29 protein-coding genes are annotated in these 26208 nt (G+C 43.2%); 25 read left to right on the plus strand and 4 right to left on the minus strand.

Annotated features, from left to right (window positions below):
* Window positions 1-196: 196 nt before the first annotated feature.
* The 23 genes from HMPREF2661_RS11120 to HMPREF2661_RS11575 all read left to right on the plus strand — a co-directional run bounded on the left by HMPREF2661_RS11120 (window position 197) and on the right by HMPREF2661_RS11575 (window position 21663).
* Window positions 197-685 (plus strand): lytic transglycosylase domain-containing protein, encoded by a 489-nt coding sequence (locus HMPREF2661_RS11120; RefSeq protein WP_239665078.1) that lies wholly within the window; start codon window positions 197-199, stop codon window positions 683-685.
* A complete protein-coding gene (locus tag HMPREF2661_RS02055; RefSeq protein ID WP_070822210.1) occupies window positions 655-1176 on the plus strand; it encodes an OmpA family protein in 522 nt (173 codons plus the stop codon). The genes HMPREF2661_RS11120 and HMPREF2661_RS02055 overlap by 31 nt, the downstream gene beginning before the upstream one ends.
* Window positions 1177-1230: 54 nt before the next feature.
* Window positions 1231-1527 carry a TraA family conjugative transfer protein gene (gene traA / locus HMPREF2661_RS02060; protein ID WP_070822211.1) on the plus strand — a complete coding sequence of 99 codons (297 nt, stop codon included), beginning with the start codon at window positions 1231-1233 and terminating at the stop codon, window positions 1525-1527.
* A 21-nt stretch (window positions 1528-1548) separates the two neighbouring features.
* Window positions 1549-1830, plus strand: coding sequence for a type IV conjugative transfer system protein TraL (gene traL / locus HMPREF2661_RS02065; protein ID WP_049323364.1), 282 nt, complete (start codon window positions 1549-1551; stop codon window positions 1828-1830).
* An 11-nt stretch (window positions 1831-1841) separates the two neighbouring features.
* Window positions 1842-2483: a TraE/TraK family type IV conjugative transfer system protein gene (locus HMPREF2661_RS02070; RefSeq protein ID WP_070822242.1), complete on the plus strand. Its 642-nt coding sequence runs from the start codon at window positions 1842-1844 to the stop codon at window positions 2481-2483.
* 1 nt (window position 2484) lies between these two features.
* On the plus strand, window positions 2485-3219 hold the full coding sequence (locus HMPREF2661_RS02075) for a TraK domain-containing protein (protein ID WP_049323363.1): 735 nt from the start codon (window positions 2485-2487) through the stop codon (window positions 3217-3219).
* Between the two features lies 1 nt (window position 3220).
* Window positions 3221-4537 carry a TraB/TrbI/VirB10 family type IV secretion system protein gene (locus HMPREF2661_RS02080; RefSeq protein WP_070822212.1) on the plus strand — a complete coding sequence of 439 codons (1317 nt, stop codon included), beginning with the start codon at window positions 3221-3223 and terminating at the stop codon, window positions 4535-4537.
* A gap of 10 nt (window positions 4538-4547) precedes the next feature.
* Complete coding sequence (locus HMPREF2661_RS02085; RefSeq protein WP_070822213.1) at window positions 4548-5261, plus strand: DsbC family protein; 714 nt, start codon at window positions 4548-4550, stop codon at window positions 5259-5261.
* Entirely contained in the window at window positions 5258-5839 is a 582-nt protein-coding gene (locus HMPREF2661_RS02090) for a TraV family lipoprotein (protein ID WP_141759985.1), read from the plus strand. The genes HMPREF2661_RS02085 and HMPREF2661_RS02090 overlap by 4 nt, the downstream gene beginning before the upstream one ends.
* Window positions 5840-5848: 9 nt before the next feature.
* On the plus strand, window positions 5849-8425 hold the full coding sequence (gene traC, locus HMPREF2661_RS02095; protein ID WP_070822215.1) for a type IV secretion system protein TraC: 2577 nt from the start codon (window positions 5849-5851) through the stop codon (window positions 8423-8425).
* Window positions 8426-8449: 24 nt separating this feature from the next.
* Window positions 8450-8998, plus strand: a complete 549-nt coding sequence (locus tag HMPREF2661_RS02100; RefSeq protein WP_049359999.1) for a hypothetical protein — start codon at window positions 8450-8452, stop codon at window positions 8996-8998.
* 20 nt (window positions 8999-9018) lie between these two features.
* A complete protein-coding gene (locus tag HMPREF2661_RS02105) occupies window positions 9019-9543 on the plus strand; it encodes a S26 family signal peptidase (RefSeq protein WP_283119053.1) in 525 nt (174 codons plus the stop codon).
* Window positions 9544-9551: 8 nt separating this feature from the next.
* Window positions 9552-10208: a conjugal transfer protein TraW gene (locus tag HMPREF2661_RS02110; RefSeq protein ID WP_049359995.1), complete on the plus strand. Its 657-nt coding sequence runs from the start codon at window positions 9552-9554 to the stop codon at window positions 10206-10208.
* Window positions 10205-11323 carry a TraU family protein gene (locus HMPREF2661_RS02115; RefSeq protein ID WP_049323354.1) on the plus strand — a complete coding sequence of 373 codons (1119 nt, stop codon included), beginning with the start codon at window positions 10205-10207 and terminating at the stop codon, window positions 11321-11323. The genes HMPREF2661_RS02110 and HMPREF2661_RS02115 overlap by 4 nt, the downstream gene beginning before the upstream one ends.
* 14 nt (window positions 11324-11337) lie before the next feature.
* Entirely contained in the window at window positions 11338-12090 is a 753-nt protein-coding gene (gene trbC, locus HMPREF2661_RS02120; protein WP_070822216.1) for a type-F conjugative transfer system pilin assembly protein TrbC, read from the plus strand.
* Window positions 12087-13316 carry a hypothetical protein gene (locus tag HMPREF2661_RS02125; RefSeq protein ID WP_070822217.1) on the plus strand — a complete coding sequence of 410 codons (1230 nt, stop codon included), beginning with the start codon at window positions 12087-12089 and terminating at the stop codon, window positions 13314-13316. Before trbC ends, HMPREF2661_RS02125 begins: the two co-directional genes overlap by 4 nt.
* Window positions 13313-14926, plus strand: a complete 1614-nt coding sequence (traN, locus tag HMPREF2661_RS02130) for a conjugal transfer protein TraN (protein ID WP_283119052.1) — start codon at window positions 13313-13315, stop codon at window positions 14924-14926. The genes HMPREF2661_RS02125 and traN overlap by 4 nt, the downstream gene beginning before the upstream one ends.
* 31 nt (window positions 14927-14957) lie before the next feature.
* Window positions 14958-15320: a hypothetical protein gene (locus HMPREF2661_RS02135; protein ID WP_141759986.1), complete on the plus strand. Its 363-nt coding sequence runs from the start codon at window positions 14958-14960 to the stop codon at window positions 15318-15320.
* Between the two features lie 5 nt (window positions 15321-15325).
* Window positions 15326-16114: a thioredoxin family protein gene (locus HMPREF2661_RS02140; RefSeq protein ID WP_070765318.1), complete on the plus strand. Its 789-nt coding sequence runs from the start codon at window positions 15326-15328 to the stop codon at window positions 16112-16114.
* A 172-nt stretch (window positions 16115-16286) separates the two neighbouring features.
* Window positions 16287-17798, plus strand: coding sequence for a conjugal transfer protein TraH (locus HMPREF2661_RS02145; RefSeq protein WP_070822218.1), 1512 nt, complete (start codon window positions 16287-16289; stop codon window positions 17796-17798).
* 6 nt (window positions 17799-17804) lie between these two features.
* Window positions 17805-20915, plus strand: coding sequence for a conjugal transfer protein TraG N-terminal domain-containing protein (locus tag HMPREF2661_RS02150; RefSeq protein ID WP_070822219.1), 3111 nt, complete (start codon window positions 17805-17807; stop codon window positions 20913-20915).
* 5 nt (window positions 20916-20920) lie between these two features.
* Window positions 20921-21502: a glycoside hydrolase family 24 protein gene (locus tag HMPREF2661_RS02155; protein WP_239665074.1), complete on the plus strand. Its 582-nt coding sequence runs from the start codon at window positions 20921-20923 to the stop codon at window positions 21500-21502.
* Between the two features lie 2 nt (window positions 21503-21504).
* Window positions 21505-21663, plus strand: a complete 159-nt coding sequence (locus HMPREF2661_RS11575) for a hypothetical protein (RefSeq protein WP_162837463.1) — start codon at window positions 21505-21507, stop codon at window positions 21661-21663.
* 37 nt (window positions 21664-21700) lie between these two features.
* Here HMPREF2661_RS11575 and HMPREF2661_RS02160 read toward each other — a convergent pair whose 3' ends face one another.
* From HMPREF2661_RS02160 to HMPREF2661_RS02175, 4 genes are all read right to left on the minus strand, one after another.
* Window positions 21701-22108 (minus strand): hypothetical protein, encoded by a 408-nt coding sequence (locus HMPREF2661_RS02160; RefSeq protein WP_070822243.1) that lies wholly within the window; start codon window positions 22106-22108, stop codon window positions 21701-21703.
* Between the two features lie 67 nt (window positions 22109-22175).
* Window positions 22176-22790: a hypothetical protein gene (locus HMPREF2661_RS02165; RefSeq protein ID WP_049359969.1), complete on the minus strand. Its 615-nt coding sequence runs from the start codon at window positions 22788-22790 to the stop codon at window positions 22176-22178.
* A gap of 15 nt (window positions 22791-22805) precedes the next feature.
* Window positions 22806-23513: a TrbC family F-type conjugative pilus assembly protein gene (locus HMPREF2661_RS02170; protein ID WP_070822220.1), complete on the minus strand. Its 708-nt coding sequence runs from the start codon at window positions 23511-23513 to the stop codon at window positions 22806-22808.
* A 41-nt stretch (window positions 23514-23554) separates the two neighbouring features.
* Window positions 23555-24511 carry a hypothetical protein gene (locus HMPREF2661_RS02175; protein WP_283140436.1) on the minus strand — a complete coding sequence of 319 codons (957 nt, stop codon included), beginning with the start codon at window positions 24509-24511 and terminating at the stop codon, window positions 23555-23557.
* 291 nt (window positions 24512-24802) lie between these two features.
* On the opposite strand from HMPREF2661_RS02175, the gene HMPREF2661_RS02180 reads away from it, so the two are divergent.
* Both HMPREF2661_RS02180 and rdgC read left to right on the plus strand, forming a co-directional pair.
* Complete coding sequence (locus HMPREF2661_RS02180) at window positions 24803-25501, plus strand: recombinase family protein (RefSeq protein WP_070822222.1); 699 nt, start codon at window positions 24803-24805, stop codon at window positions 25499-25501.
* A 72-nt stretch (window positions 25502-25573) separates the two neighbouring features.
* Window positions 25574-26208 (plus strand): recombination-associated protein RdgC (rdgC, locus tag HMPREF2661_RS02185; RefSeq protein ID WP_070822244.1); only part of this gene is annotated, 635 nt, incomplete at its 3' end.

Here is a 26208-nt window from a genome sequence, read left to right on the forward strand (position 1 = left end):
GCCTTTTTGGCTTTTGGATAAGAGCCTTTACCCTTGTAGCATTCCTTTTAATATCAATAGGTTGCAGTAGGGTGGTTTCTATTATTTTGAGCGTAACTTTTAATTATATCACAATTATTTTATAAAAAAATATTTCTAAATAATTTAGTTAATTTCTTTTGATTTAACAAAACTTGTCGATTCTAGGTAAAAATCAGTGCCTACATACAACGACAGTAAAGACATGAGATTAAGGGCCATACTTTTACAGTTCGTCGTACCAGGTGTTTTGGTACTCGCATCTACAAGAGCAGATGCTTTTTGTTATCGGGAAGCCGGCAACAAATATGGTATCGATCCCGATATGTTGGAATCGATCGCATTAACAGAAAGCTCTTTCAGACCGAATATTGAAAGTCATACAGCCGATATTGGCTTGATGGGTATCAACCGTTCATGGCTACCCGTACTTCACAAAAAATTCGGTTTAACAGAAGCAGATGTATGGAATCCATGCACAAATGTACACATTGGTGCATGGATATTGGCAAATAGTTATCGTCAACATGGCAAATCTTGGGAAGCGGTTGGTGCTTATAACGCTGCATGTACCAAACTTAAAGGTCGGGCATGCTATCGCGCAAGAATGACGTACGCAAATAAGGTATATCAAAATTGGAAACGATTAAAAACACGCTCTTCGTAGCTTCCACAATGATTCTGACAGCCTGTGCCGCCCCAAAACAGGACGTGGTCGAGCTGCCTCAAGACGCAACTTATACAGTGGAACAAAATCAACTGGGCGAATTTGTTTTTTGCCGTAATGAAGAGTGTTCAGGATTTGAACGCAAAGTTTTGGCGGAACAGCCGGTTTATGCTCATACAGAAAGCAGTTTTCAACAAGATGAGATCAGGGTGTTTTTCAATTTAGGTAGTTCACACCTCGGTGCGGAGGGCGTGAGAACGCTCAAACGTGTTCTGCCTAAATTGAAAAAAACTCAGACGGTTTATTTACGCGGATGGGCTGACAGTATCGGAGGCCGAAATACTGCAATTAATAGACGTTTGGCTAAACAACGGGCAGCAGTGATCAGTAAATGGCTAAGGAAACATAATGTCTCCGCAAAAATTCGAACTGCCAGTTCCCCTGCCTGCTGCAATAGTGATGACACACGAACTGTTGTAATCACTTGGTAAAGAATGATCGGACGCAAAAGCTTGGCGATACAAGCTCTATATATGAGGTTCTTTATGAATATCAAACAAACTAAAGTAGCAAAATACGCAGCCGTGATTGCATTGGCTTTGACCGCTAACTTGGCAATGGCCGCTACAACCGGCGCTGAATTTAAAGGCTTGGCTGACATGGTATCAGGCTGGTCTGAAGGCTATCTGGGTATGGCTTTGGGCTTGACTGCATTCTTGATCGGTTTGGCCGTAGGTCTGATGAAACAAACCATCATGCCATGTATCGTCGGCTTGGGTGTTGGCCTGGCCGCAACATTGGGCCCGGGCATCATTAAAGGTATGTTCACCTTGATTGTTTAATCAAACCGAAAAAGGGAAGTGATGAGAGATTTTCGAGTTCCGGTATCGATAGACGATCCCAAAAAAGCATTTATTTGGGATTTGGACGTATTCATCTTATTTATGTCCGGATTCGGTATAGGTATTGTCTCTCGTCACTTTTTCATTTCCATGTCGCTTAGTCTTTTTATCGCATGGCGATGGGGAAAGTTGAAGTCGGGCAAGCATCAATGGTTCTTTTTGCATGTTCTTTATTGGTACCTACCCATTAATGAAAAAAACAAACGGATACCTGAAACAAATAAACGGGAGTTTCTAAATTGAAGACTGAGTATATGTTGAGTGAATTAGCGGTAAGAACCGGCATCAAGGTCTTTTTTTGGGTAGTTTTGGGTATGTCTATAACTGCCAATCTATTTTTGTCTGCGACGGTACTCTTCAAAGGTACTGTTGTTCAAACAACGCTGACTCCTCCGGAAATCCGGCGTTCAATGACTGTATCAAACATCGCTTTTTCAAAAGAATATCTTGAAGAAATGGCTCCCTATGCAGCCTATCTTCTTTTAAATGTAACCCCTAAAACAGTTGATTATCAAAACAGCCAATTATTAAAAATCGTTGCTCCTGATTATAAAGATGCCTTGGAAAAGGAACTGTCTTTAAATGCCTTATGGGTTAAGAAAAATAATGTAAGCACCACTTTTAGTGCGACAGAAGCAACGGCAGACACTTCAGACAATACAGTTTCCATTCGTGGCGTTTTTGAGGTTAAACGCAACAATACAGTAGTGGAGCAAAAAGACCGCGAGCTACTCATTTCTTTCAAAAATAATTATGGAACGCTGCAATTACTATCGATTAAAGAAGTTCAAAAGCGCGTAACTAAAGCAGAACCCGCAAATCAGGAAGAATCCGAAGTAAAAACCGAGGATGTAGAAATCAGTAAAACGGCATCAGAATTTAAAGGCGGTAATTGATATGTGTTCACCATTAAAAAAAATTGTCTTTACTGCCTTATTGGTAGCTGGACCCATCACTAGTTTTGCCGAGCAACGTGTGGCTGCAACAGAAAATACACCTCACGTTGTTTCAGTAAGTAAACGCAACTTGAGCAGAATCGCTATTGAAGGCGGTCGAATTGCCTCATGGAAATTTATGGATGGCGATCTTGAGCTTCAGAAAGATACGACAACAGGTCAACTGTTTGTTCGAAGTTTGACCTCAAATCCTACAAATCTTTTTGTTGTAAGCGAGGAGGGTAAGACCTACTTGCTGGTTCTTAAGCCTACATCGAAACAGGGTGACAACATCGTAATCGATGTGGCAGGTGCAAATCGTCATGAAGCAGCAGTATTGGCTGCGAAAAGCGGTCCTATGCCTGTGACGATGAATAGTACCGAATATGTGCGAGCCATCAAGAAAATGATGGCCTCCATGATGAGTGGTACTAGCGGCGATATGGGCATCAATCACAGTCGTGAATACCAAACCATCCCATTGTGGGAAAACACGCTGTTTGTTCAAACCGGAAGTTACACCGCCGCCGATATGCAGGGTTTTTCTTTCACATTGACTAATTTGGGTTCCAAACAACTTGAAATTAGAGAGCAGGAATTTTACCGACAAGGCGTTTTGGCGGTAGCGGTACGGAAACAGATTCTACAACCCGGAGAAATTACCGACGTATTTATTATCAGCCGTCTGGGAGGTTGAGATGAGGGTGAAAGTAAACAAATTTAACCTATCAGCTGCACGAAAAAGGCAGTTGGCCATTGCAGGTATGGTTGCAGGCGGTATGGCAGCAATTGTAGGCAGTGCGATTTATGTCATTGAAGGTAACAAAAAGAAATCAGCCGAAGTCACACAGGTTCAAAACAAACAGCAGATCCTTAAAACTGATTTTACAAGTCCACAAGCAGGCATTACAGACAACTCTTTATGGATGAACACAGAAAGTTCGAAGATTGAAGATGCGAATCGAAAAATCAGCGAATTGGAAACCATGGTTCAGCAGTTACAAGCAAAAGAGAACGGTAGCAATCCTGACTCAAGTAAGGGACTGGGACCCGATGGTTTAGGCAAGCCGCCGGCAATAAGCGGCATTGGCGATAACGGCCAACTCCCCCCAGCACCTCCGGCAGGTACATTGCCAAATGGGGCAGCTCCTGCAACAGACAGACCCATTGAACGAAGAATTGTTTCAGGAAGTATGAATGATGCGGAGCTGCAACCTGGAACGACTGGAGCAGTAAATACCGGAAATCCGAATGAAAATGTACGGGTTTCCCCACAATTAAAAGAAGCGGAGTGGGTTAAATCAAAAACTCCGCGTATGAATATAGAAGTAGTTGAAGACGGCGGAAAAGTTTCCGTCTCTCAAGGCAAGTTTCGGGCGCGAGACTCGTATATACCGAGCGGTACTTTTTTCCGATCTGTACTGTTAGGTGGGGTTGATGCACCGACCGGGGGTGAAGCACAAAATGCCAGCCCCCACCCAGTTTTAATGCGCGTAACTGATTTTGCGCAACTGCCCAACCGGTTTAAATACAACTTTAGAGAGTGCTTCGTTACCGGTCAGGCTTACGGCGATATATCTTCAGAACGCGCATACATCAGATTGCAGAATCTCAGCTGTGTAGGTACCGATGGCCGAGCCATTGATATGCCAGTAAAAGGTTACGTTGCCGGTGAAGACGGAAAAACAGGTGTTAGAGGCAATCTTGTAACGAAACAAGGTCAACTCTTGGCGAATGCACTGATGTCGGGCGTTATCAGCGGTATGGGTAAAGGCGTATCCGAAGCATTCAAAGTGACAAGTGATACTGCATTTGGAAGCACGACCTCCGTTCGAGGCAGTGATCAATACCGTGCAGGAATTGCTTCCGGTATCGGTGGTGCAGCTGACAGACTGGCTGACTACTATATCAAACTTGCCGACAAGGTATTCCCTGTGGTCGAAGTCAATGCAGGCCGTCAAGTGGATGTCGTACTGACTCAAGGTATCGAAATTGATACCGGCGAAACTAAATAGGATGGATTCAATGAAAAAGAAAATCTTGGCCACTATTGCAGCAATCACAGCTTTTCAGACGGCCTTTGCCGATGTCAAAACTGTCGAAAGCACTCTGCGCAAGTTGTACCCAAATACCACGTTTTCTTCAGTAAAGGCCACCCCCATGGCTTCAATTTATGAAGTGACAATGGGTGACAACATAGCCTATGTACAAGAAAACGGTCGCTATTTCATTTTTGGCGCGCTGTACGATATGCAAGAGCAGAAAGACTTGACCGAGATGTCTCGTTCAGCGGTAATACAAAAAAGTTATTCCCAACTGCCATTCAAAAACGCCATCAAAATCGTTAAAGGCAATGGCGGTAAAGGCAAACGTGAATTTGCACTTTTTTCTGACCCAGATTGCCCGTTCTGTCGTCGTTTGGAAGAAACATTGGCCGGCATGACAGACTATACCGCATACGTTTTCATGTTCCCGATTAAATCCCTCCACCCTGATGCAATTTCAAAAGCAGAACGTATCTGGTGCAGTAAAGATCGTGAAAAAGCATGGAATAACTACATGCTGATGGATAAAGAACCGGCAGCCGGTAACTGTAAAAACCCTGTATCAGAAAATATTGCACTCGCAGAGCAGCTTAAAGTTCGCGGTACTCCAAGCATGATTCATAAAGATGGTCGGCGTACATCCGGTGCTATGCCGCGTGCTGAATTGGAAAAATGGTTGAATGGAGCGGAATGATGCGTTTGAAAGCCTTATCAATTACTGCGGTAATTTTGATTCTTAGCGGATGTTCAACCTTAACCATGTCCGGTATCGGCGGTAGTGAAAAATTCCGATGCTCAAATGCTTGGAACAGTGATGATCCTTATTGCGCATCCATAAGCAGTAACTATAAAGCATCTGTTGCAGGCGTTTTACAAGACGGCATGAAAAGACAGGTTGGACAACCTTACACAGATCAAAGTGCCCGAACATTGATGTTAACGCAAGCTTATTCCTCCGGTACGCCCATTCGCTCTCAAAGTGAAATTGCTCGTATTTGGGTTGCTCCATATCTTGATACGGATGGCGATTTAAATGATCAAAGTTTCACATATGTCGTTCTGAATCAGGGTGATTGGTTAATAGCCCACAATCAGCAACAGATCATAGACGAGTACCGTCCTATCCGCTTATTGGGGAATGGATCTAAAACTTCAGACAGTTCGGTTGATACTTCTTCAACCAATTCAAATAACACAAATGACCGTATTCCCGATGTTGGTGTGAATCTTAATCTGCAGGAAACATCGGGTATTCCCGGTACCACTCGCTAGAGGTATGTAATGGGTGTCCTGTCAAAATTTAAAAATTGGTTAGCTGGTTCGGATGATGTCGATCAACCGATGGAAGCCTTACACAACAACCCTGTTGATCCTGACTTTGACCATTTGAGCGACTATCTCAATTATGGTGCATACGATACCAAAACAGAGTTATTTACTCTGATGTCCGTTAAAGGCGACAAACCGTTGGGTATGGGCTTTGTTTTTGAACTCAACCCATTTTTAGGTGGCAGTGATGACCTGATCAGTAAGTGGGGCAACCTGTATGCGCTGCTTCCTGAAAAAACGCCCATACAAGTGCAGATTTTCGGCTCCCCTGATCTGAGAAACTACTTCAATGAATATGAGCAAGTCCAAGCATCACGTCCTATCGACGACCCGATGCGGAGCACCTTTGAAACTTTGGCCAAGAAACGTACTGAATTTTGGAATAAGGGCACACAGAAGGTCTTAGTAGAAAATACGGCCATTCGTTTACGAAATCTGCGCTGTATCCTCAGTGTAAATTTGAATATTTCGCCTGACAACGGTGTTGAAGTCAGTAAGGCCGTTTCTCTCCTTGCCCGTATGCGCGATGCACTCATCTCCATGAAGATTTATCACCATACTTGGGATGCAAATGATTTATTGGGTTGGACAACACTCCTACTCAATCCTAATAGGATGTTTACTGGCCAACAAGATGAAATCGATCCTGTTTGGGACGAAACTAAATTCTTGAGTGAACAAATGATTGAGACCCGCACATCTATCAAGGTTCTTGATAGTGGTTCGGGGCTGAGATTTGGCAACCGTGCTGCGGGGGATTGCGTGATCGCTCAATGCTATTCGGCCAATCGTTACCCGGAAGAGTTTCATCTGTCCAATATGGGTGCATTGATCGGTGATGCCATTGAAGCAAACATGAATTACACATCACCATTTCTGATTTCCATGGCGATGTTCAAGCGTGATTATGATACTTCCAGCAATACCGTAAAACTAAAGGCCGCTCGTGCCAAACAAACAGCGGAATCCAAGATGGCCGCAGTCATGCCGGAGGCTGCAAAAATCAAACGTGATTACGACATTTGCCTTGAAGCATTCGGTAAAGGCGGTGGTGGTCTGGTGAGTTTGTTGCACCAAGTTGTTATTTGGGAAAGACCTGAAAACATCAACTTGGCAGAAAGCCAGGCGGTATCTATTTGGCAGTCTCAAGGGTTTGGTCTTTATCGCGACCAATATCTTCAACTGGGATCATATTTGACTGCCCTCCCGATGGCTATCGACAAAGAGGTTGAAAAATATTTGGACAGTAAGAAAAGATGGTCAACCAAAACCATGACCAATGCTGTCTGTATGTCTCCCATTATCGGTGAGTGGCACGGTTTAGGAAGACCTGTCATCGGTTTGTTTGGTAAGCGTGGCCAGGCTATGGGAATCGACTTATTTGCCAACCCCGCCGGTAACTATAACTTCGCCATTATTGGAGCTTCCGGTTCCGGTAAATCATTTTTTGCCAATGAAATTGTGCGCAATTACATGGGGCTGGGAACTCAGGTATGGATTATCGACGTTGGCCGTTCGTATGAAAAATTCTGCCAAATGATTGGCGGTCAATATATCGAATTTACCTATGAAGCAGGGCTGTGTTTCCCACCATTCCAAATGGTAACAGACATCAATGAAGATATTGAAATGTTGAAACTGATCTTTTCATTGATGGCCTCTCCGTCAGGCTCCCTAACTGAACAGCAGGAAGCCAAGCTTCAACGAATTATTGAAGAAGTATGGTACGAATTTGGACAAGAAGGCACGGTTGATCATGTAAGAGAACGCTGTCTCAGGTGTTTGATTACCGGCAGCAATGAAGGAGGAGAACCCGGCGAACGAGATCTGTCTATGGTGGCCGTTGCCGACCAACTGTACACATACTGTTCAGAAGGTATCTATGGCAGTTACTTCAATGGGAAATTGAATGTCGAATTTAAAAATGACTTGGTTGTACTGGAACTCGAAGAGTTAAAAACCAAGCCGGATCTGCAACAGATCATCATGCAGCTGATTATGTACCGCATTATGCAGGGTATGTACCTGTCACGAAGTCAGTACAAAATCATGATGATTGACGAGGCTTGGGCATTGTTGGGTGATACAGGTACAGCTGCTCGTTTTATTGAGGAAGGCTACCGCCGAGTCCGTAAGTACAAAGGCGCATGCGGTACGCTGACGCAAGGTGCAAATGACTACTACAAGACCAAGGCAGCTGAAGCAGCGTTAGAGAACGCCGACTTTGTTTTCCAATTGCGTACCGGGGCTAAATCGCTCAAAACCATTCAAGAGAAAGAACCTTTTGAAATCAATGATGGAATTATGCAGATTCTCCGAACTTTGAGCAAAACTGACTACTACAGTGAAATATTTGTCTCTACCCCGATAGGTTATGGAGTAGGACGGTTGTACTCAGATCCATTCAATGTACTTGCCTCAAGCTCAAAAGCAGAAGACGTTGAAGCCGTGAACCATTACAGAAATCAGGGATTGAATACAGCCGAGGCCATTGAAGCAGTTTTAAGGGACCGGGCTGCAACCCACTAATTATGCAGAGGATAGGATTTTAAGATGACTGAAGCAAAAGAAAAGAAAGAAAACCCAGCAAATACCGCTCCGGAAAAGAATCCGGAGGATAACGGTGTAGAGGTTTCATTGGGCAGCCTTGTAATCGGCGCAATTTCTATCGCTGCATTGGGTTTGGGTGTATGGAATTTCATGAAAACCAATGAGAAACCAGTCCATATTGTTGATTTGGCCGGTATCTCCATGACTTACCAGGAACAGGCAAAAAACCAAGGGCTGCAGAATGGAATTTCCGACCAGCAACGAGCCGCCATCCTCCAAAACTATCAAGCAAAAATGAATACCTTGCAACAGGTTATCGAGGAAAAGGTAACTCAGTGCGGCTGTAACATCTTTGTCAAATCTGCCTTGGTCGGACGGAACACAGAGGTGGTTGATATTACGGCTGACATCATGAAAGAGTTGGATAAACGTATTCCTGCCACAGCTGTAGTTGCGGCACCGGCACATCCACAAGTTGAACAGACTGCTCCGGCACCGATGATGGAAGAGGGTAAAGGTACGCCAGTCACCGAAGAAGAAGCGGCGCGTTGATATTTGGAATAATGATGGAAATGGCACAAAAAGAAAGCAACAAAGCAGTTCTGAAACGTCTTTATCAGGAATTTTGTCAAAAATATGCAACCCCTTTTTTAGCCGTTGTCGTCTGCTTGTTGGTATTCAATCAACATTTTGCTTTAGCTTTAAATCTTTCCTATTCATTGCCTCATCATCTTTACCTCATCAAAAAAGATGTGAACAAGCTAAGTGATCTGAAGCAGGGCGATTATGTGGCCTTTGCATGGCAAGGCGGTTTTTACCCTATCGGTACGCAGGTCATCAAAGAGGTTGCCGGACTTCCCGGAAATCATGTAACGAAAACGAATCGTACTTTTTTCATTGATGGTAAAGAGGTAGGTACTGCAAAAGAATACTCCCTAGATGGCATGAAGCTGGCAATCAATCCATTTGAAGGGGAAATTCCCCAACGGTACATGTGGGTTAAAACAGGACACAAAGACAGCTTGGACAGTCGCTACGAGTTATCCGGTTTAATCCATTCAGGGCAAATTATTGGTAAGGCGGTCCCGATTTTTTAGGAGTGAGTATGTCTCATAAAAAAAAGATAGCTTCGGTAACACTGGTTGCAATACTCGCAACAGGCATTTCATCATGGGTAATCGCATCGACACATTCCGGTGAGCAAGCCGGTGCAAAAATTGGCCCAACATACCCAATAGCGGAAAAACATGCAATTCGCGAAATTGAAGCACGTTTAAAGGCTAAACAAGACAGTGGCCAATTGGCTGCAATGCAGAAAGAAGTTCAAGAAAGAATAAATCGCTCTGCCCTAAATTTACCGCCGGTAGAAGGTTTAACGAAGGCAACCAAAGGTTCTGTTCGTTACTTTGACCCAAGTTATACCCTGACTGAAACAATTTATGACCAAGACGGCCAAATTATTGCTCCTGCCGGAACCGTGGTTAAACCTTTGGAAGTAGCCCCAATCCCATTCAAAATGTTTTTCTTTGATGGCCGAGAACCTGATCAAATCGATCTAGCCAAGAAACTTGCAGCAGAATATGGTGAATCATTTATGCCTATTCTGACTGCAGGCGATTGGTATGAGTTATCAGCAGAAATGGACCAGGCAGTTTATTACGACCAACAAGGACGTATGTCAAAAAGTTTTCAGCTGTCTGAAGTTCCAAGTTTGGTTTCCCAAGAAGGGAACCGGCTCCGCGTAGAGGCCATGAAACCGTGAAAAATTTTTTATCCCCACTGAAATTACTGCTTCCATTATTGCTACTTCCCACATTCTCTTTGTCTCACGCTGCTGAGGCTGTATCTAATACTTCAAATTCAAATAAATTAACCTGCCAAGGGAAGATGCTAAACCCAATAAACGATATTTGTTGGAGTTGCATGTTCCCAATCAAAATTGGCGGAAGTATCAACCTAAACTACTCAAATCAGGAAGACAACAAATCCACCCCAAATGATTGGTTTTGTGCGTGTAGTAAGCCTACCCGTGCAGGCGTAACGGTTTCCTTTTGGGAGCCGACACACTTGGTAGAAGTCGTGCGTACACCGTTCTGTATGGTGAGCCTGGGCGGTATCTCTCTTAAAAAGCAAAAAGTGGATGCGTCTGAAACAGCGGATAAGGCTGATACATCAAATAAGATTCAAAAGCTTTTTGGTGGCGCGCATAAGCGTGGCCGGAATGAGCAACATGAGCAGCACAATGCCTTTTACCAAGTTCATTGGTACAAGAATCCGGTTGTGTTTTGGTTGGAAGCCTTATTGGACAACGATTGTATCGAAGAGGGTACTTTGGATATTGGTTGGATGACAGAACTGGATCCTACTTGGAAATATCCGTCATTGGCCGTCTATCAAGCTCCTGATTCCGCGCTCTTTGCCAATGTGGTTGCACAAGCAGCCTGTGCCGCTGACTGTGTAAAAGCTGCAACTGGCTTTCCATTTAGTAAATTGTATTGGTGTGCAGGTTGTCACGGATCGATTTACCCATTATCAGGATGGATGTCCGGCCATTTCTCTGAAGTACAGGCTGCCAAATTAATGGTGGCAAGAATGCAGGCAAAAATGCACAGGGATTTGGTAGCTTGGAGAGCATCAGGCAAGGATGCCTTATGCGGGTACAAACTTAATCCGGTAATGGATAAGCAGAACTACAAAATGGCCATGACCTATCCCGTAGCTGCACGAAAATATAAAGGTCGTTGTTGTGATCCTATTGGACGTTCAACATTAGTCAGAGACAGTGGCAAAGCCTTTCCTTACAAAGGCAATCAGTTTGCCTTCCAACTTTTCCGTAAGCGCGACTGCTGCGGTGCATATAAATTTAAGAGTGATTGACAGGAGATAGAGTGATGGACAAGTCTTTACGCAATGTAATCGTAGCCGGAGGTGTCGTCCTCAGTCTTTTAGGTGGTTTGGCCGGAGTAGGTAGTGCTTACGCCGATGCTGATGTAGAGGCGGCGAGAAACCGTCTGCGTACAACCATGGGTAAAGTTACACAAGGCCAAAACCCGAATGTCGGCGACAATCGGCAGCAACCAGAAGTTCCGGAGTTGGAAGGTATCAAGCACCGTGTGCCCGATGTTCGTGACTACGGTAATGCAAAAATCAAGGCTGATCCAATGTCTATTGCACAAAAATACCGTCCTGCCTCGCAAGAAGCTCGACAAGCTGCGGAAAAGGCAGATTTGTTGGTATTTGTATCATTTTCAATGCCTGAAGCCAGCTTGAAACGTATTGCCCATGAAACAGCAAAAGCGGGTGGTGTAATGGTTATCCGTGGTTTTAAAGACGACTCACTGAAAGCCACGGTTAAGGCGGCTGAAGAACTTGCGGCTTTACAAGGCGATATGCTGATTCATCCTGAACTCTTCGACCATTATGGTATTACCGAAGTCCCTGTCACGGTAATAGCCCGAAATGGCGAAGATGGTTTAGACGGTTGTGCTGTAAATTCAGAATTAGGTATGTGTACAGAACATGCTGCCGTAAAAGGTGATGTGTCATTACATGCGGCGTTAGAACACTTGATCCGTGAATCTAAAGACAAAAAACTTTCCGATATTGCAAATGCGAAATTAGCCGCTCTGGAAGGCAGAAAATGAAGTATTCAGTAATTATCTTGTCCTTGCTCTGTTTGTATCAAACGGCCCATGCCGAAGACTTTGGCCAATACGCCAGTGAGTTGGGAGGCAGTTTGGGTTCGGGCACGGTCAATAATATGATGCAACCTGCCCAATATACTCCGCGCTATACGGACAATGTGCCTATGGCCGAGCAATATTATGGCGGGGGGGTGTCGCTTCCCACCCAGTTCGGCGATGCAAAATTCAATGACTGTAAGAACCTGCCGGCCAATCCTGATCTGTATTTGCGGCAAGAATGTGAAGGTGTAAACCTGATTGCAGGCAACCGTACCAAACGACCTGATGTAACGGTATCTCCAAATGAGAAACTGGTTACAGGAACACAGAAAATCGCCGGCGATCCGGCAGAAACGCTGGAAAAGTACAAATGGAAATATCCGGTCAATGCAGATGGCAGTATCGGTACTGTTCCATCAACCGCATGTCCGACAGAAAAAATAACTGTACCGGCCATTAAAAGCGTGAAGCATTGCAGCGAATATACTGGTGCAGAACTCTTCCTATGTGAGGCCGCTTTGAAGGTTAAAGTAGATCCAAACTGGAATTACTCATGTTTGGAGACGAAATATCAAAATAACCAGTATCAATGCAGTAAAAAATTGAAAGTGGTGTGTGAACAGGCACCTGACTGTACAACAGCGGGTGTTGAAGCTGGTACGTTACAGGGGGATATGCAAGTCAGCTTTATCAAAACACCGGGCGAGCATACGCATAAACTTACCTTTGGTTCGATTGGTGACGACTATTTTCGAGATAACCAATATGACCGTGAACTCATCGTAAAAATCAAAAATCTGAAGAAACTTTCTGAATTTACGCTTAGACGCGTTGAATACGATGACTGGCTGATTGTGAAAGTGAATGACACTATCGTCTATAGCAGTTACAACAATCAGATGTTTTATGCAGATTTCAAACAGGGCATTTGGCGGACAATCAGCCCTGTATATGATGAAAAAGGCAATACAATTGGTATCGCTGAACGAAAAACTTCATGGAAGAAAGACTTGAACATTGACATCCGTCCATACCTGAAAGAGGGCAATAACATTATTTGGACGCGTACTATTGCAGGTGGCGGTGGTGAAAGTGCATCGATTTTCAGCGTACATCAATACTGTGATCCGATTTGTACAGAATCTTGGGAGGATGGCTGCAAAGAGTATGAGGAGAAGGTCAAATGATGAAACGTTTGATTTCTCTTATGGTAATTATCAGCCATTTCATGTTGGTAACGGCACCAGCGGCAGCTGCTATTCGTGAAGAAGCAGTTTGTCGTAAGCTATCCTATGTTTGTGTGGATGGCCCATCAACAAAAAATATCAATGGCGTAGAGATTACAAAAGACTGTTGGGAATATAAGGCTGAATATCAGTGCTTAGAGAAAGACCCGGCTGATTATTGTGCCCCATTGAAAAAACCAGAAGCAAAATGTGAGGTTCAGGGTCAGAACTGTCTTGAGAAATCTGAAGCCGGCGAATGTTTGCGATACACGCACCAATATTCCTGTGATGTGAATCTGAAGACACTTCACAATGGCCGTCTGCCCGAAAAAGTGGAAGAGTTGGAGCATACCCATGCAATAACGACTGAATGGGATGAATCATCTTGTCACGCCAAGGATAAAAAATGCAAGGTTGTATCCAAAGAATGCGTAGAGCCTGGAAGCACTAAAATAATTAATGGTGTTCCTGTCACACGCGAATGTTGGAAAGAACAGCGCACTATGCAATGTATGACCGGTGATGATGCCGATGAATGCAGTGCTTATGACCGTAATAAAAATTGCAAGTTAATTGAAGATAAATGTACGCACAAATTGCCTGACGGTACATGTCAGGCGCGAGATAAACAGTACGAATGTATAGATTCTCCTGAAACAACAAGAGAGGTCTCAAGCTGTAAAGACCAAGATTTTGCAAGAACCATAAGTGCCATGGAAATGGCTCGGGAAAGCCAAAGGTTCTATGATTCTGAGAAACAGCAGTTTTTCAAAGGTGAGCCTGATAAATGCTCTATTAAATTAGGTGGTGCTTTAGACGGTGTTTTCGGTGGTGATTGTTGTAAAACAGACGCTGACCCAGCAAAAATGATCGACTTTGTCGTTCAAGCAGGTACTGAATATGCTGCGAAACAACTGTTGTCCAGCGTAGCCAGCCACTATACCTATACTTTGTTGCAAACCAATGCGCCTCAGTTTTTGACGACTGCGTTGAGTGCTGCCGGTCTTGGTGGTTCCGGTGCTTCGGCAGCAGCAGGTGGGGCGGCGGCAGGCGGACCAACCGGGCTGAGTGCTTTTGGTTTTACAGCCGGTATTCAGGGCGGTCAGTTGGTAGTTACTTTCGACCCGGTGAGTTTTGCGATTGCCATTGCAATCATGGCATTACAGCAATGGTTGAAATGCGATCAAAAAGAAATCTTGGTCGCAATGAAGCGCAAAGCCGATTTGTGCCACTACATCGGTTCATATTGTAGTTCCAAAGCCCTGGGCGGATGTGTGACTAAAATGGAGACTCAGTGCTGTTATATCTCCAAATTAACCAAAATCGTAAACGTGCAAGGTAAAGCTCAATTAGGAAGAGGGTGGGGTACTCCAGAAAATCCAAGCTGTGAAGGTTTCACCGCTCAAGATTTGGAGAAAATCGATTTTTCCCAAATGGACCTTGCGGGTTTTTATGATGACGTTTACGCAAATATGGCCAATGTTTCCAAGCAATCAAACCATGCTATCGAAGGTGCGGTTGAAAATATCAAAAAAGGTTCAAACGAGGTAAAAAACTACTATGATCAATAAATCAAAACTCACTACGTTGATTGCAGTCTGCATGAGCATGGTAGTAGGGCCATTGCATGCTGCAGAAACGTTTAATGGCGGCATTTCATTAGACAAAACCGAGAAGTTGGTGAAATCGTCTATCCCACTGCCTGATGGTAAGCCGGACGTGCTTCTAGCTTTGGCTATGCGCCATGGTTCAGCCAGAGGGCATTTTAGTGGGAAGGCTGCTGCTGCGGTGCACAAACAGTTCAAGAAAGAAGTGCCTATCTACATTGAGGCAGTCAGGCAAGAGGCATTAAAAAACAAGCCGGGCTGTAATAAAGTACGTCTGACTTTCAAAACGACACCGCAATATGAAAGCCTTGCACCAACACAATCAGTCGATATGGAAGTTTGTCCTAATAAGCGATAAAAATCATGAAAAATCTAATCCTAACTATCCTTTCAATCATCATGTCTGCCTCTTTTTTACAGGCTGCAGCCGAGGGTATGGGGTGGTATGACCAAGATATTTGGAAAAATGAAAACCGTGCTTTCTTATGGTATCCGGATGCCAAAAAGCCCAAACAGCCTAGACAAAGCCAGACTCAAAACACTCCGGTTCGTAATGAACTTGCAGAATTTGAAATGCTGCAAAAAAATTTGGATGAGTCGCGTAAAATTGCCGTCATGAATCCCACACCTCAAAATTTGAAGCGATATATTGAACTTCAAGAGGTCGTTATGAACAAATCTGCGGCGTTTACTGACCAATGGCAAAGGGTAATTTGGCAGAACCCAAATTTGGATTACAGCCAACGTGGTCGTCCGAACAATCAACTGGCCCAGCAACAATATGATCATAACCGTCAGCAACAAAAGGCTGAGGCAATTAGAAAACTTGCAGGAGAGAACGGTATTCTGTTTGTTTTCAAATCAGATTGTCCTTACTGCCATACCATGGCTCCAATCTTGAAAAACTTTGCCGACCAATACGGAATTAAAGTTATGCCGGTCAGTCTTGATGGTGGTGGCCTTAATCATTTCCCGCGTGCTTTACCGAACAATGGTATTGCACAAAGGTTGAATGTTACTACTGTACCCGCCATGTACGTCATGGACACAAAAACCAAGCAATTTACACCAATTGGATTTGGGGTAATGGCACAAACCACGCTTGAGGATCGTTTTTTAGCGTATTCGCGCCCTGTCGGAACATTATATTAATCAAATTAAAGGCCCTATATAGGGCCTTTAATATTTATATTTCAATGTATTAACTGGTTGACAATACAGATAATTTAGGTAAAATAAAGCTTCCTTAATCTCAAGTCTTTACTGTAACTCATCTCGGTTATAGTAAGGATTCCCCTACTATAACCGCTTCATCGGAGCGGTTATGAAATTTCACATCTTTCGATTACCAAAGCCGGCCAAAGTGCTGGCTGTTTGTGTTTCCTCTTCAAAATATCTATGTTTGGCAGCGTCACTGTCTCTCCCCATTAATAGTAGTGCCGGCATTGAGAAGAATATGGCTGACATGTTCAACTCAATGGGTGCAGAAGCCAATTATTCTGAGGCAGGCGCATTCCATGGTCAAAGTGGCAGCCTTTATACCGGTGGCAGCATTAATGTTCGCAATCCGGTCTCTGATGTCAGTCTCGGCAATATCCAACTACCGTCAATAAGTGCCGGTTGTGGCGGTATAGATTTTTTTGCCGGCTCATTCTCTTTTGCAAGTAAAGAACAGTTTATCCAATTTACCCGCAATCTTGGCAACAATGCGGCCGGTGTTGCATTCGACTTAGCACTTAAAGCCCTTGATCCCATGATTCAAGACGCAATCGGCGGTATTCGTGACTTGGTCAATCAGGTTAATCAAAGCAGTTTAAATAGTTGCAAACTGAGTCAGGATATTGTCGGTGGTGTAATGGGGAAATTGGGTTCGTTGGCCAGCTCAAACTGTCGAGCAGCATCTGTTGATTCAGGCTCGGCAGACGATGGTGGCGAAGCAGCATGGTACTGCCAAGCAGCTGACAATTTAGTCAAAGAATCCAATAAAGTTCGGAATACTGGCAAACCACAAGACACTATCAGCTTTACCGGTGGTAATTTGACTTATGAAGCCATGAAAAACTATACCGGTCAGCGTACTAAATTAGGGTTTGACATGGACTTCTACTACAGCATGTTGGGCACGGTTGTTTTTACTCCTTTGTCGAAAGAGGATGAAGACAAAGATAAGTACAGGGTAGGTATTCAAAGTTTTGAACCACGAATCTTAAGTATCCAAGATTTATTGAACGGTAAAAATAATGCAGGCGGCGAAATCCGCGAAAAGATCGTACTGGACATGTGGACATGTAGGAATGGTTCAAAGAAATTAATGGAGAACTGTTCTGAGAAGAATAATGTTGAAGTACCTTCGTTACGGTACATGATTCATAAACGCCTTGAAACACTTCCGACTTCAATAAGGAATAACCAAGGTTGGGATTTATCTACGCGCAAGCAGATCGCAGCCATTGTCAATAATAGTAAGTTACCTATATTAAAAATGGCTGTATCCGATGCCTTCCTTGGAACTGGCTATCTGAAAAAAACAGCAGTTTTAGATGCCATTGCTGTAGATATTGTAGCCAATATTTTGGACCAATCGGAACGCCAGGTACGCTCAACCTTGGGTATGTATAACAAGACAGACGAAGCCAGTGGAGACGCGGTTCGAAAATTATTTGCCAACCTTGGTGAATTACGAAGCAGAATTTATCAGGAACGTATTGATTCAATGAAAAAAATCGAGATCGAAGAAAACATGATGAGGGCTATGGAGCAGTTTGAAACACAATGGCGTTCGGCCTTTGTAGATACCAACAACTCCATGAATTTCGATTCGATGAACCGTTTCTAAGGAGAGATGATGGCTGTCGAATACTTTACTTTCCCTGGTAACGGGGAAGCTGTACGGGCGGTTTTCAATGGCGTTGCCACAATATCGGGATCCACGATGATGGGTGGCGCAATGCAGGCTGCTGCTTTATTTGGGTTCCTGGTCACTCTTGCTGTTGCTGCCTTCAAATTGGATTTGAGGGAAAGCTTCAGTTATTTGTTTGTCGTGTTATTTTGTTGGATGGGTATGATGGTCCCTAAAACCACTGTACTCATTACTGAATCAGGTGGGTATGGATATACAGGCCGTCAATATACCGTTGGCAATGTACCAGTCGGCCTTGCTTATATGGGCTACTTTGTCAGTTCTTTTGGCCAAAGTATTACCCGCAAAGCCGAGCAAGTTAACCACCTGCCGGACGACCTCAATTACTCACGCACCGGCATGCTATTCGGAACACGCTTGTTAGAAAATATTCGTGAAGCACGAATCCCGGATACACAGTTGACTCAAGATTGGGCACTGTTTATGAATCAGTGTTCATTTTTTGATATGAACCTGTATCACTTCTACACAGTTCAAGATTTAGCACAAAGTACAGATATTCTTGCCACATTAAGCAATACCAACCAAGCTTTGTTTACTAATGTTTCCCAAACTACAGCTGAACAGAACGGAAGGCTGAAGTACAACGGCAAATCAACAACTATGACCTGCAATGAAGCAGCAAAACTACTGAAAGAACGCACGGAGTTTTATAGCAAAAATTACTTGCCTAGTTACATTGCTGATCGTGTTTTTGCAGGTTTGGGTACAAATTCGGCAGGAATAAACCGGGTAAATGCCCTGGCCACGTTAGGCAATAGCTCATTCCAGTATCTGCTGGACAATTCCCGCTTCGATACTCTGAAAAATATCGAACAGGCGGCGATGATTGAGGTTATTCGTCAAGCAGGCATTATCAATGGCCAACGCAACCGAAATTCGGCTGCTGTACAGCAGGCATTTGCTCAAGTTCAAGCCCGTAATCAGTATATTGCAGCCCAAAAAACCGGCTCATCAATGGCAAGTTGGAATCTTCCCTTGATTCGTTCTGCTGCTGAGGCCATTCTGATTGGTTTATTCCCCTTTGTAATGATTCTCGCCATGTTAGGCGGCATCATGGCATTCCGGTTATTGAGCTTCTACATGATGAGTATGCTGTGGATTCAGCTTTGGGCACCTGTGGCCAGTATCATCAATATGATTATGACTATGAATGCGAAGCGTCTGTTTAGCGTGGAAGCTGCCAACGGCGTTATTACACCGGGAACAGGTGATACGTTATTGATGGCAGCAGCCGATGCACAAGCAGCTGCTGGAGCTGCAATGTGGCTAATCCCAGTCATCGCCGGTGCTCTTGCTATGGGCGGACGTAGTCTATTAAACGGTATGATGGGTATGACTACATCAGCCAAGACAACTGGTGAGGCCGCTGGTTCTCAAGCAGGGGCGGGGAATTACTCTGCCGGCAATATGAACTACAACAATAGCAATGCCAACAAACTTAGCTTAAATCCTGTATATACCGATCCTCAAATGATGACTGCTCAATCAGCTACTGGTACCTCATGGACAAATATGGTAACTGGAGATAGTAGAGCGCAGATGAGGAATAGTAGTCTTGGCGTTTCCTCTCAATCACAGATTAGTCAATCGGAATCATATTCAAAGGCGGCAGACCGTGCAGAAACAGCTGCTCAACAATGGCAGGCTTCTATACGAGAGTCTGTATCTCAGGGAAATTCAAACCGCCTTGCCTTTGCAACTAATTATGGTATGGATAGAAGTGCCTCTGAGGGTTACGGAATGGGTTTGGATGCAGCTGAAAGTAATAAATTTTCCTACGTTTTAGATCGAGGTAAGAAGATTGGCCAACAATTTGGTATCAGCAATGCTTCTTCTATTGCCTCTGCCATTGCAATTGGACTAGGCGTAGGTGGAAATACCCGTGGAAGTGAAACAGCATCTGAACAGAAATCTGCTTCTAGTAGATTAGCTCAAACTATGATTCAAAAAGGAGCACAGGGATTGGAAAGTCTTTTTAAAAGCACTGGAATCGTTGGACAAATGGCTAGAAATATCCAAAGCTCTATTGGTGCCAATGGAAATTTAAATTGGAGAGGAGATGCTATTAATAGAGATCAAATGGTTGCTGAAATTGGTAAAAGTATTGAAGCAGGTATTCGCCAAGGTGTTAGCTTCGATAGTAATTTTACTGACAAAGTTTCCCAATCAGAAGCATATAAAGTTGCACTCAATTCTGGTAATAGTTTGGCACAAACAGCCGAAGCTAACTTTAGTAAAGCAAGAGAGGCTTCACAAATGGCTGCAGAAAGCTTCCAAGAAGCTCAATCTTATCGAGAAATGGCAGCTCGTACATATGGTAATGGCATTACTATTTCCCAAGATAACACAAATGCATTGGTACAGGGCAACCCTGAATTGACTATGAGTGAATTGAATGCAGGGCAGGGAGGAACCTACAATGCTGCAATTCGTGCAGGTGAAAATAGTCATGGTCGTTTAAAAGTTGCTGCTGAAAGTTCAGGCTGGAAACCTAATAATCTTTCACCTGAAGATCGACCTCAAAACAATACACAACCCGCTTATAAATACTACTCTGATAAAGTTTCATCCGGAGTTGGGGCGGCATTTGGAAATGTTCAAGCCCAAGCTCATCAGGCAGGTGTGATTCCAGATGGAATTAATGCTGCCATCGGTAGTAGAGGTGAGAAACTGGAACAGAACTATGAAAGTAAGTCTGGCAAAATTGAAGGCGATATTAATCAAGGTAGAAATAGCTACCGCCAAGAAGTTGGTAGGTTGGCAACACATGCTCAAAAAGCTCAAGATGAAACAAATGGGGTAGCCATGAGAATTAATACTCACGCTTTACCCTGGAACTCCGCCGGCGAAAGATACGATAATCTAATGGAAGACGTTCGTAAAGGAAAAGGACCGATAGGTGCCGGGGTAGATCAAGCAACAGCCCATTTGGGTAATCCGGCTTTAGCATCCGAATTTGACCAACCAATTCCTCAACGTCCAGGGAATACGAAGTCTAGCGGATCCGCTGTATTCCGCCCAAAGGAATAACCCCGTTGCGTAATGCCACCTCATATGGAGGCAACGGGGTAATGTGGCGTGGAATATCAAGTGGAAGACAAGTGAGAGGAAACTATGTATTAAAAGCTTCAACTGCTCATAATCAAGCCGCATTAGAGCGATATGTTCATAATCCGAAAGTGCGTGCCTTTCTTGATTTTATTGCAGCATCAGAAGGTGTAAAACATGGTTATCAAACAGCGATTGGTAACTATAGAATTACGGACTTCTCCCGTCACCCAGGTAACTCTGTTAGACGTAGTTTTACTCGAACTGATGGTAGTAGAAGCACGTCTGATGCCTCCGGCCGCTATCAATTCATGGGATATACATGGAAAGGACTGGCAAAACAATATGGCTTCACGGATTTTAGTCCTGCCACACAAGACAAAGCTGCTGTAGCCTTAATTTTAGCTAAAAAAGGTGCAATGGAAGCTATTTTAAATGGCAATTATGAGCAGGCAGTCATGAAATTAGGTGGTATCTGGGCCAGCTTCCCAACAGCTCCAAATGAATACCGGCAACACAAGCGTAGCTGGGGCTTTGTTCATAATTTTTTTAGACAGAGAGGATTTTAAAAATGAGTATTGCACAAATCGTTGTACAGATTGAAGAGATGGGTGAAGGCGACTATCAAGTGCGTATGAGTTATAGTGGCGGCAATGACCTTGAAACTATCGAATCAAAAGCAGCCTTTGAGAAAATAGTAACAGCAATAGGAGAAGTGTTAAATAGCTAGGTATATAAAAAACAGGAGCTTATAAATCTCCTGTTTTTTATTTCCAATACTCCTCAGAACTCGAATCTAAGTCTGTTCCATGCCAAATGTTATCAACTTCATGAGCGTAAAATGGATCGTTTTGCCTCATTTCTTTTTCAAATAATTCGTCATGAAATTCCGAAAGTGGATCACCACCATGAATCTTGGAATTCAAACCACCAATAGGCATATCAAAAGACTGCCATTTGCCAAATGAGGTTACTGCTTCATTAGAACCAATGTAATAGTCTACAATGGTGGCAAACACGAGTGATTGAAGCAATCCAATTATCCAAAAACCCTCAACAAAAAGATTTAATGTTACTGCCCCTGTACTAAAAAACATTACCGCAGGTGTGGAGATGGAGAATATCGCTACAAATAAGGTAGCAAGCCTAAAAAGTTTTTTAGATTTTGTTTTCAATTTGCACTCCTTAATGATTGGTAGCATTTCAGCTACCAATCCTCTTTCTTATATGATGCACATCCCATTATTTATAGGTTACTTGAATACTATCACTTGTAATCCAACGTTCATTGCCTCTGCTTGGCTGAATTTTAATTAAGCCATTCTCACCTTTTTCTAAGACCAAAGCAGACCCATAGGAAGTAGTGATTTTTTTACCGGGTTGTACATCCGTAACTTTGCTGCGGTAGGTTTGCTCCCCTGTATATCCCTCAGCAAAGGCAAAGTTTGTATAGTTTTCTTTGTACCACCATCCCATCCACTGTACTTGTCTGCCGTTGATACAGAAAATATCGGAAGTCAGTGTTTCAACTGCCCCCTTGTGATGTTCGCAATATGCTTTGAAAGTTCCTACTGCATCCTCAACTGTTTTTTCATGTTCAGATTCGGATCTTGCATAGAATTTTCGTTCGATTGTTCCCGTACTTTCAAAAACCTTGCCTTGAACAATCCGACTAAGCCCCGCCAATTTACTGTCTTTCATCCAATCTTGTACAAACTTGGGATAGGGTTTATCCAAAGAAGCTTCTAATGCTCCGTCAATTTTGGCCGGCTTTGATGCAAGATTTAAGAAATTTCCCTCAGCCAGGGCATTTGAAATGGCAATAACTGGTAATAATCCAATTATAATTTTTTTCATTTTAATATTCTCCTTTTATTCTTGGGACTTCGCACCAAATGAAAACAGCGGCTTATGGTTCAAACCAACTGTCCCAAAATATGTTTTACATTTCACCTCCGGATTTTTGTCGCAGCCATATTTGCCATCTGGCAAAACATTGGCTTGAACAAATGTCGGTACGGCATATCCCCTAAAGAGTTTAACCAACTGCGGTGCAATTAATACGGTAATACCCTCATCTGTAAAGCGTTTAGCCTCTGTCACTGTCTCAGGAATGGAATCATTAAGGAGACCTTTCAATACGATAATACTCTTATCTCGCTTTGCAATCCTGATAACTTCTTTATAGTTATGTTCTTTTTTGAGATTTAAACTCATTAAAATCAGATTGTCTTTATAATTACTGGTTGCTGGATCAATAATTCCATTTTTGGTCCGTAAAGCCTGGAACTCTTCAGGTGTGAACCGAACAATACTTCCTGTATCAGTATCAACACGCAGATACCCTCCGTCTTTCACATAATTCAACAAATCACCAGGCACTTCTGTACTTTGTGTTTCACGAATATCTTTGTCATGGTTTGGCCAAGATGTACCCATGACGACATTCCGGCCATAAATAGTACGATCAACCAAATAGGAACTTACCAATTCCTGAGCCACGCTGCCAGCCATATTACCGCAAGCAGCTTGTGTCAATAAGGCGGTAGCCAGCAATGTAGGTATCAAAAATTTCTTCATATATAGTTCTCCTTTAGGTAATTTGTATCAGCCTCAAAAGCTCATTTCAACTTGAACAGCTTATTGGCCATACGTCGTAGAATCCCATGTTTTTCCGGCATGCCCCTTTTCTCGGGAGTACCTTGGGATTTCTGATGTTCTAATAAGGCTGTGTACTGAGCAGCCAAAGCCGAATATTCGGCTTCCAATAAAACATGTTTATTCTTCAGCACCTCAAACTCTTCTTTTATTTGCTCTACTTGTTGTTCATTGGCCTTTATTTGATTATGTAGGGTCAAGGCCGTCTGAAAATCCGTACTCAAAGGATTACGGAGTAGGGTGCAGAGAATTTGTTTCCGAAAGGTGTTCCGAAGTTTCTCTACATGGCGATCTATGCGTTTTTTGATTTCTTCATTATCGTAATTGAGTAGCTCGTCTTCATCAATATACAAAAATGAACCCTTATCTGCCCGTATCTGCACCACCGGTATCCCTATTTTCGATAAGGCTAAACATTTAGGTGCATTAGAAGCCAATCGTGATGTATGCCAAATCTCAACCGCCAATTGCCTCCGCCACCTTATCTCATGCCTGAGTAGGGAAGAGTTACCTGGTTGATCAAATTCAAGCAAAACATCAATATAGAATGTTTTGCCATCTATCTCTATCCGATATTCGGATAATGCACGGTTCAGTCTAATAGTAACTGGCGGATGTTGCTCGGTGTGTTCAGTATAATTTAGAACAGTCGTCAGGCCGCCGGGCAAGTTGGATAGTTCGTTCAGCACTTGTTTGCAAAGCAAGTGGGTTAGCGATTCAGGAGCAGAAGCACCACCGGAGTCGGCCTCACTGTAATAGCGAAAAAAATTGGTCGCCTTCCTCCTGGTCAAAACCATTTTCTTTCTTGTGCCGGGACGATGACGGCTGTAGTAGATCATTCCTTCTCGGTGTTTTAGCTTTGCTTCAAGTGCAGTTAACCATTCATCACCATCTGGACTCGTATAAGCAATAATTTTCAAACGATCAAAATCCTTTGGTAAGAAAAGCATCATTGGAATAAGACAACAATCAAATTCTGTATATCCTGTTTACCACTATAGGGCAATTTTTTCTTCTCCCTTTTGGATTCGACCGGCTTATATACAGACATAACCAAAATTATAGACAACGGCAATTATTATTACAAAGTTGAACTATTCGGTAGAATACTGTATTTTGACCATAGGTTATTTACAGTACACATTATACTACTGTAAAATATAAATACAATAACTTAAAATCCAGTGGATTAATTACAGGATTTAAAATACATGAGCTACCTCAAAATCGCACGGATTTATCTTAGAGTAAGCACACTACAACAAAATTTAGAGCGGCAACGCAAAATTATCGATGAGGCTAAGGAAAATGGATTTTACATAGCTGGAATCTATGAGGAAAAGGCGAGTGGGGTAAATGCAAGTCGTCCCGAATTGAATCGACTTATCGATGATCTTCAAGAGGGTGATTGGGTTATTGCAGAAAGGATTGATCGAATCACTCGCCTCCCACCCCGTGAGGCAGAATTACTGATTCAAAGAATCACCGAAAAAGGAGCCAAGCTGCATGTCCCCGACGTTTTTTCTTTCGGTAACTTAGATGAACTTATGGGTGAGGGTGATTCTCTTCCAAAATATTTAACCGAACCACTGATGGAAGCCTTGCAAAAAATGTTCTTGCGTATGGCTTTAAGTATTGCCCATGAGGATTGGAAGACAAGAAGAGAGCGTGCAAACCAAGGTATTGCACGAGCAAAAAAAGAAGGGCGGATGAAAGGCCGGCCTGCAAATGAGGAATTGCACAAAAGTATTATCCAACTCACATTAAACGGTGTGAGTATTACAGGGATAGCATCCGCACTTAAATGTAGTACATCAACGGTAAGCAAGGTTAGACGAGCTTATAACCGCAAACATAAGTCAGGTGACAAGGATCAATTCGATATATTTAAACCGAGTTTGAAGAAGTAAGTAAAGGAAAATACATGCGGAATCGGCTAGGAAGAAAAGGTAAATTTTGAATATGACAGAAAGGAAATAAAGATGTGGTTCAAACAAGTAAGTTTTTATCCCATTAGCAAAGAGAAGTTACCGGATTTCGAATATCTTTCGAACAAGCTGGCACAATCAGAGTTTTCTCCTTGCCAAGGCTTGGATTGGTTTTCAGAGGGTTTTTCCTCTCCTGTTCATTTTTCTCCAGAATTAGTCTTCCCAGCCGATTTTACATGGAGAGTAGCCCTCAAAAAAGAAGAAAAAGTTCTGCCTGCCGGCGTGATTCGAGATATTTTGGACGACAAGGTTTTGGAAATTCAAAATAGTGAAGGTCGAAATGTAGGTCGCAAGGAAAAACAAGAACTGAAAGAACAAATTACTGATGACTTGCTTCCTCGTGCTTTTACAAAAAGCACTCGGACTGAAGCCGTATTTGATACAAGGCGTGGTTTTTTATTGATTAATAATGCTACCACGACAAAAGCGGAAAATATCCTGACCAAACTGCGCGAAGCGTTGGGTGGTTTGGAAGCCGCCATGCCCAACACCAAACAATCGCCGTCCTCCCTAATGACCAGCTGGCTGTTGCAAGGCCATTGCGAAGGTGGCTTTGAATTGGACAGTGATTGCGAACTCAAAGGCGTCGGCGATGTTGTTCCGGTCGTCAAAGTTTCCAAACAAGACCT

Origin of the sequence: Neisseria sp. HMSC061B04 (assembly GCF_001836705.1) — a bacterium.
GTDB lineage: Bacteria > Pseudomonadota > Gammaproteobacteria > Burkholderiales > Neisseriaceae > Neisseria.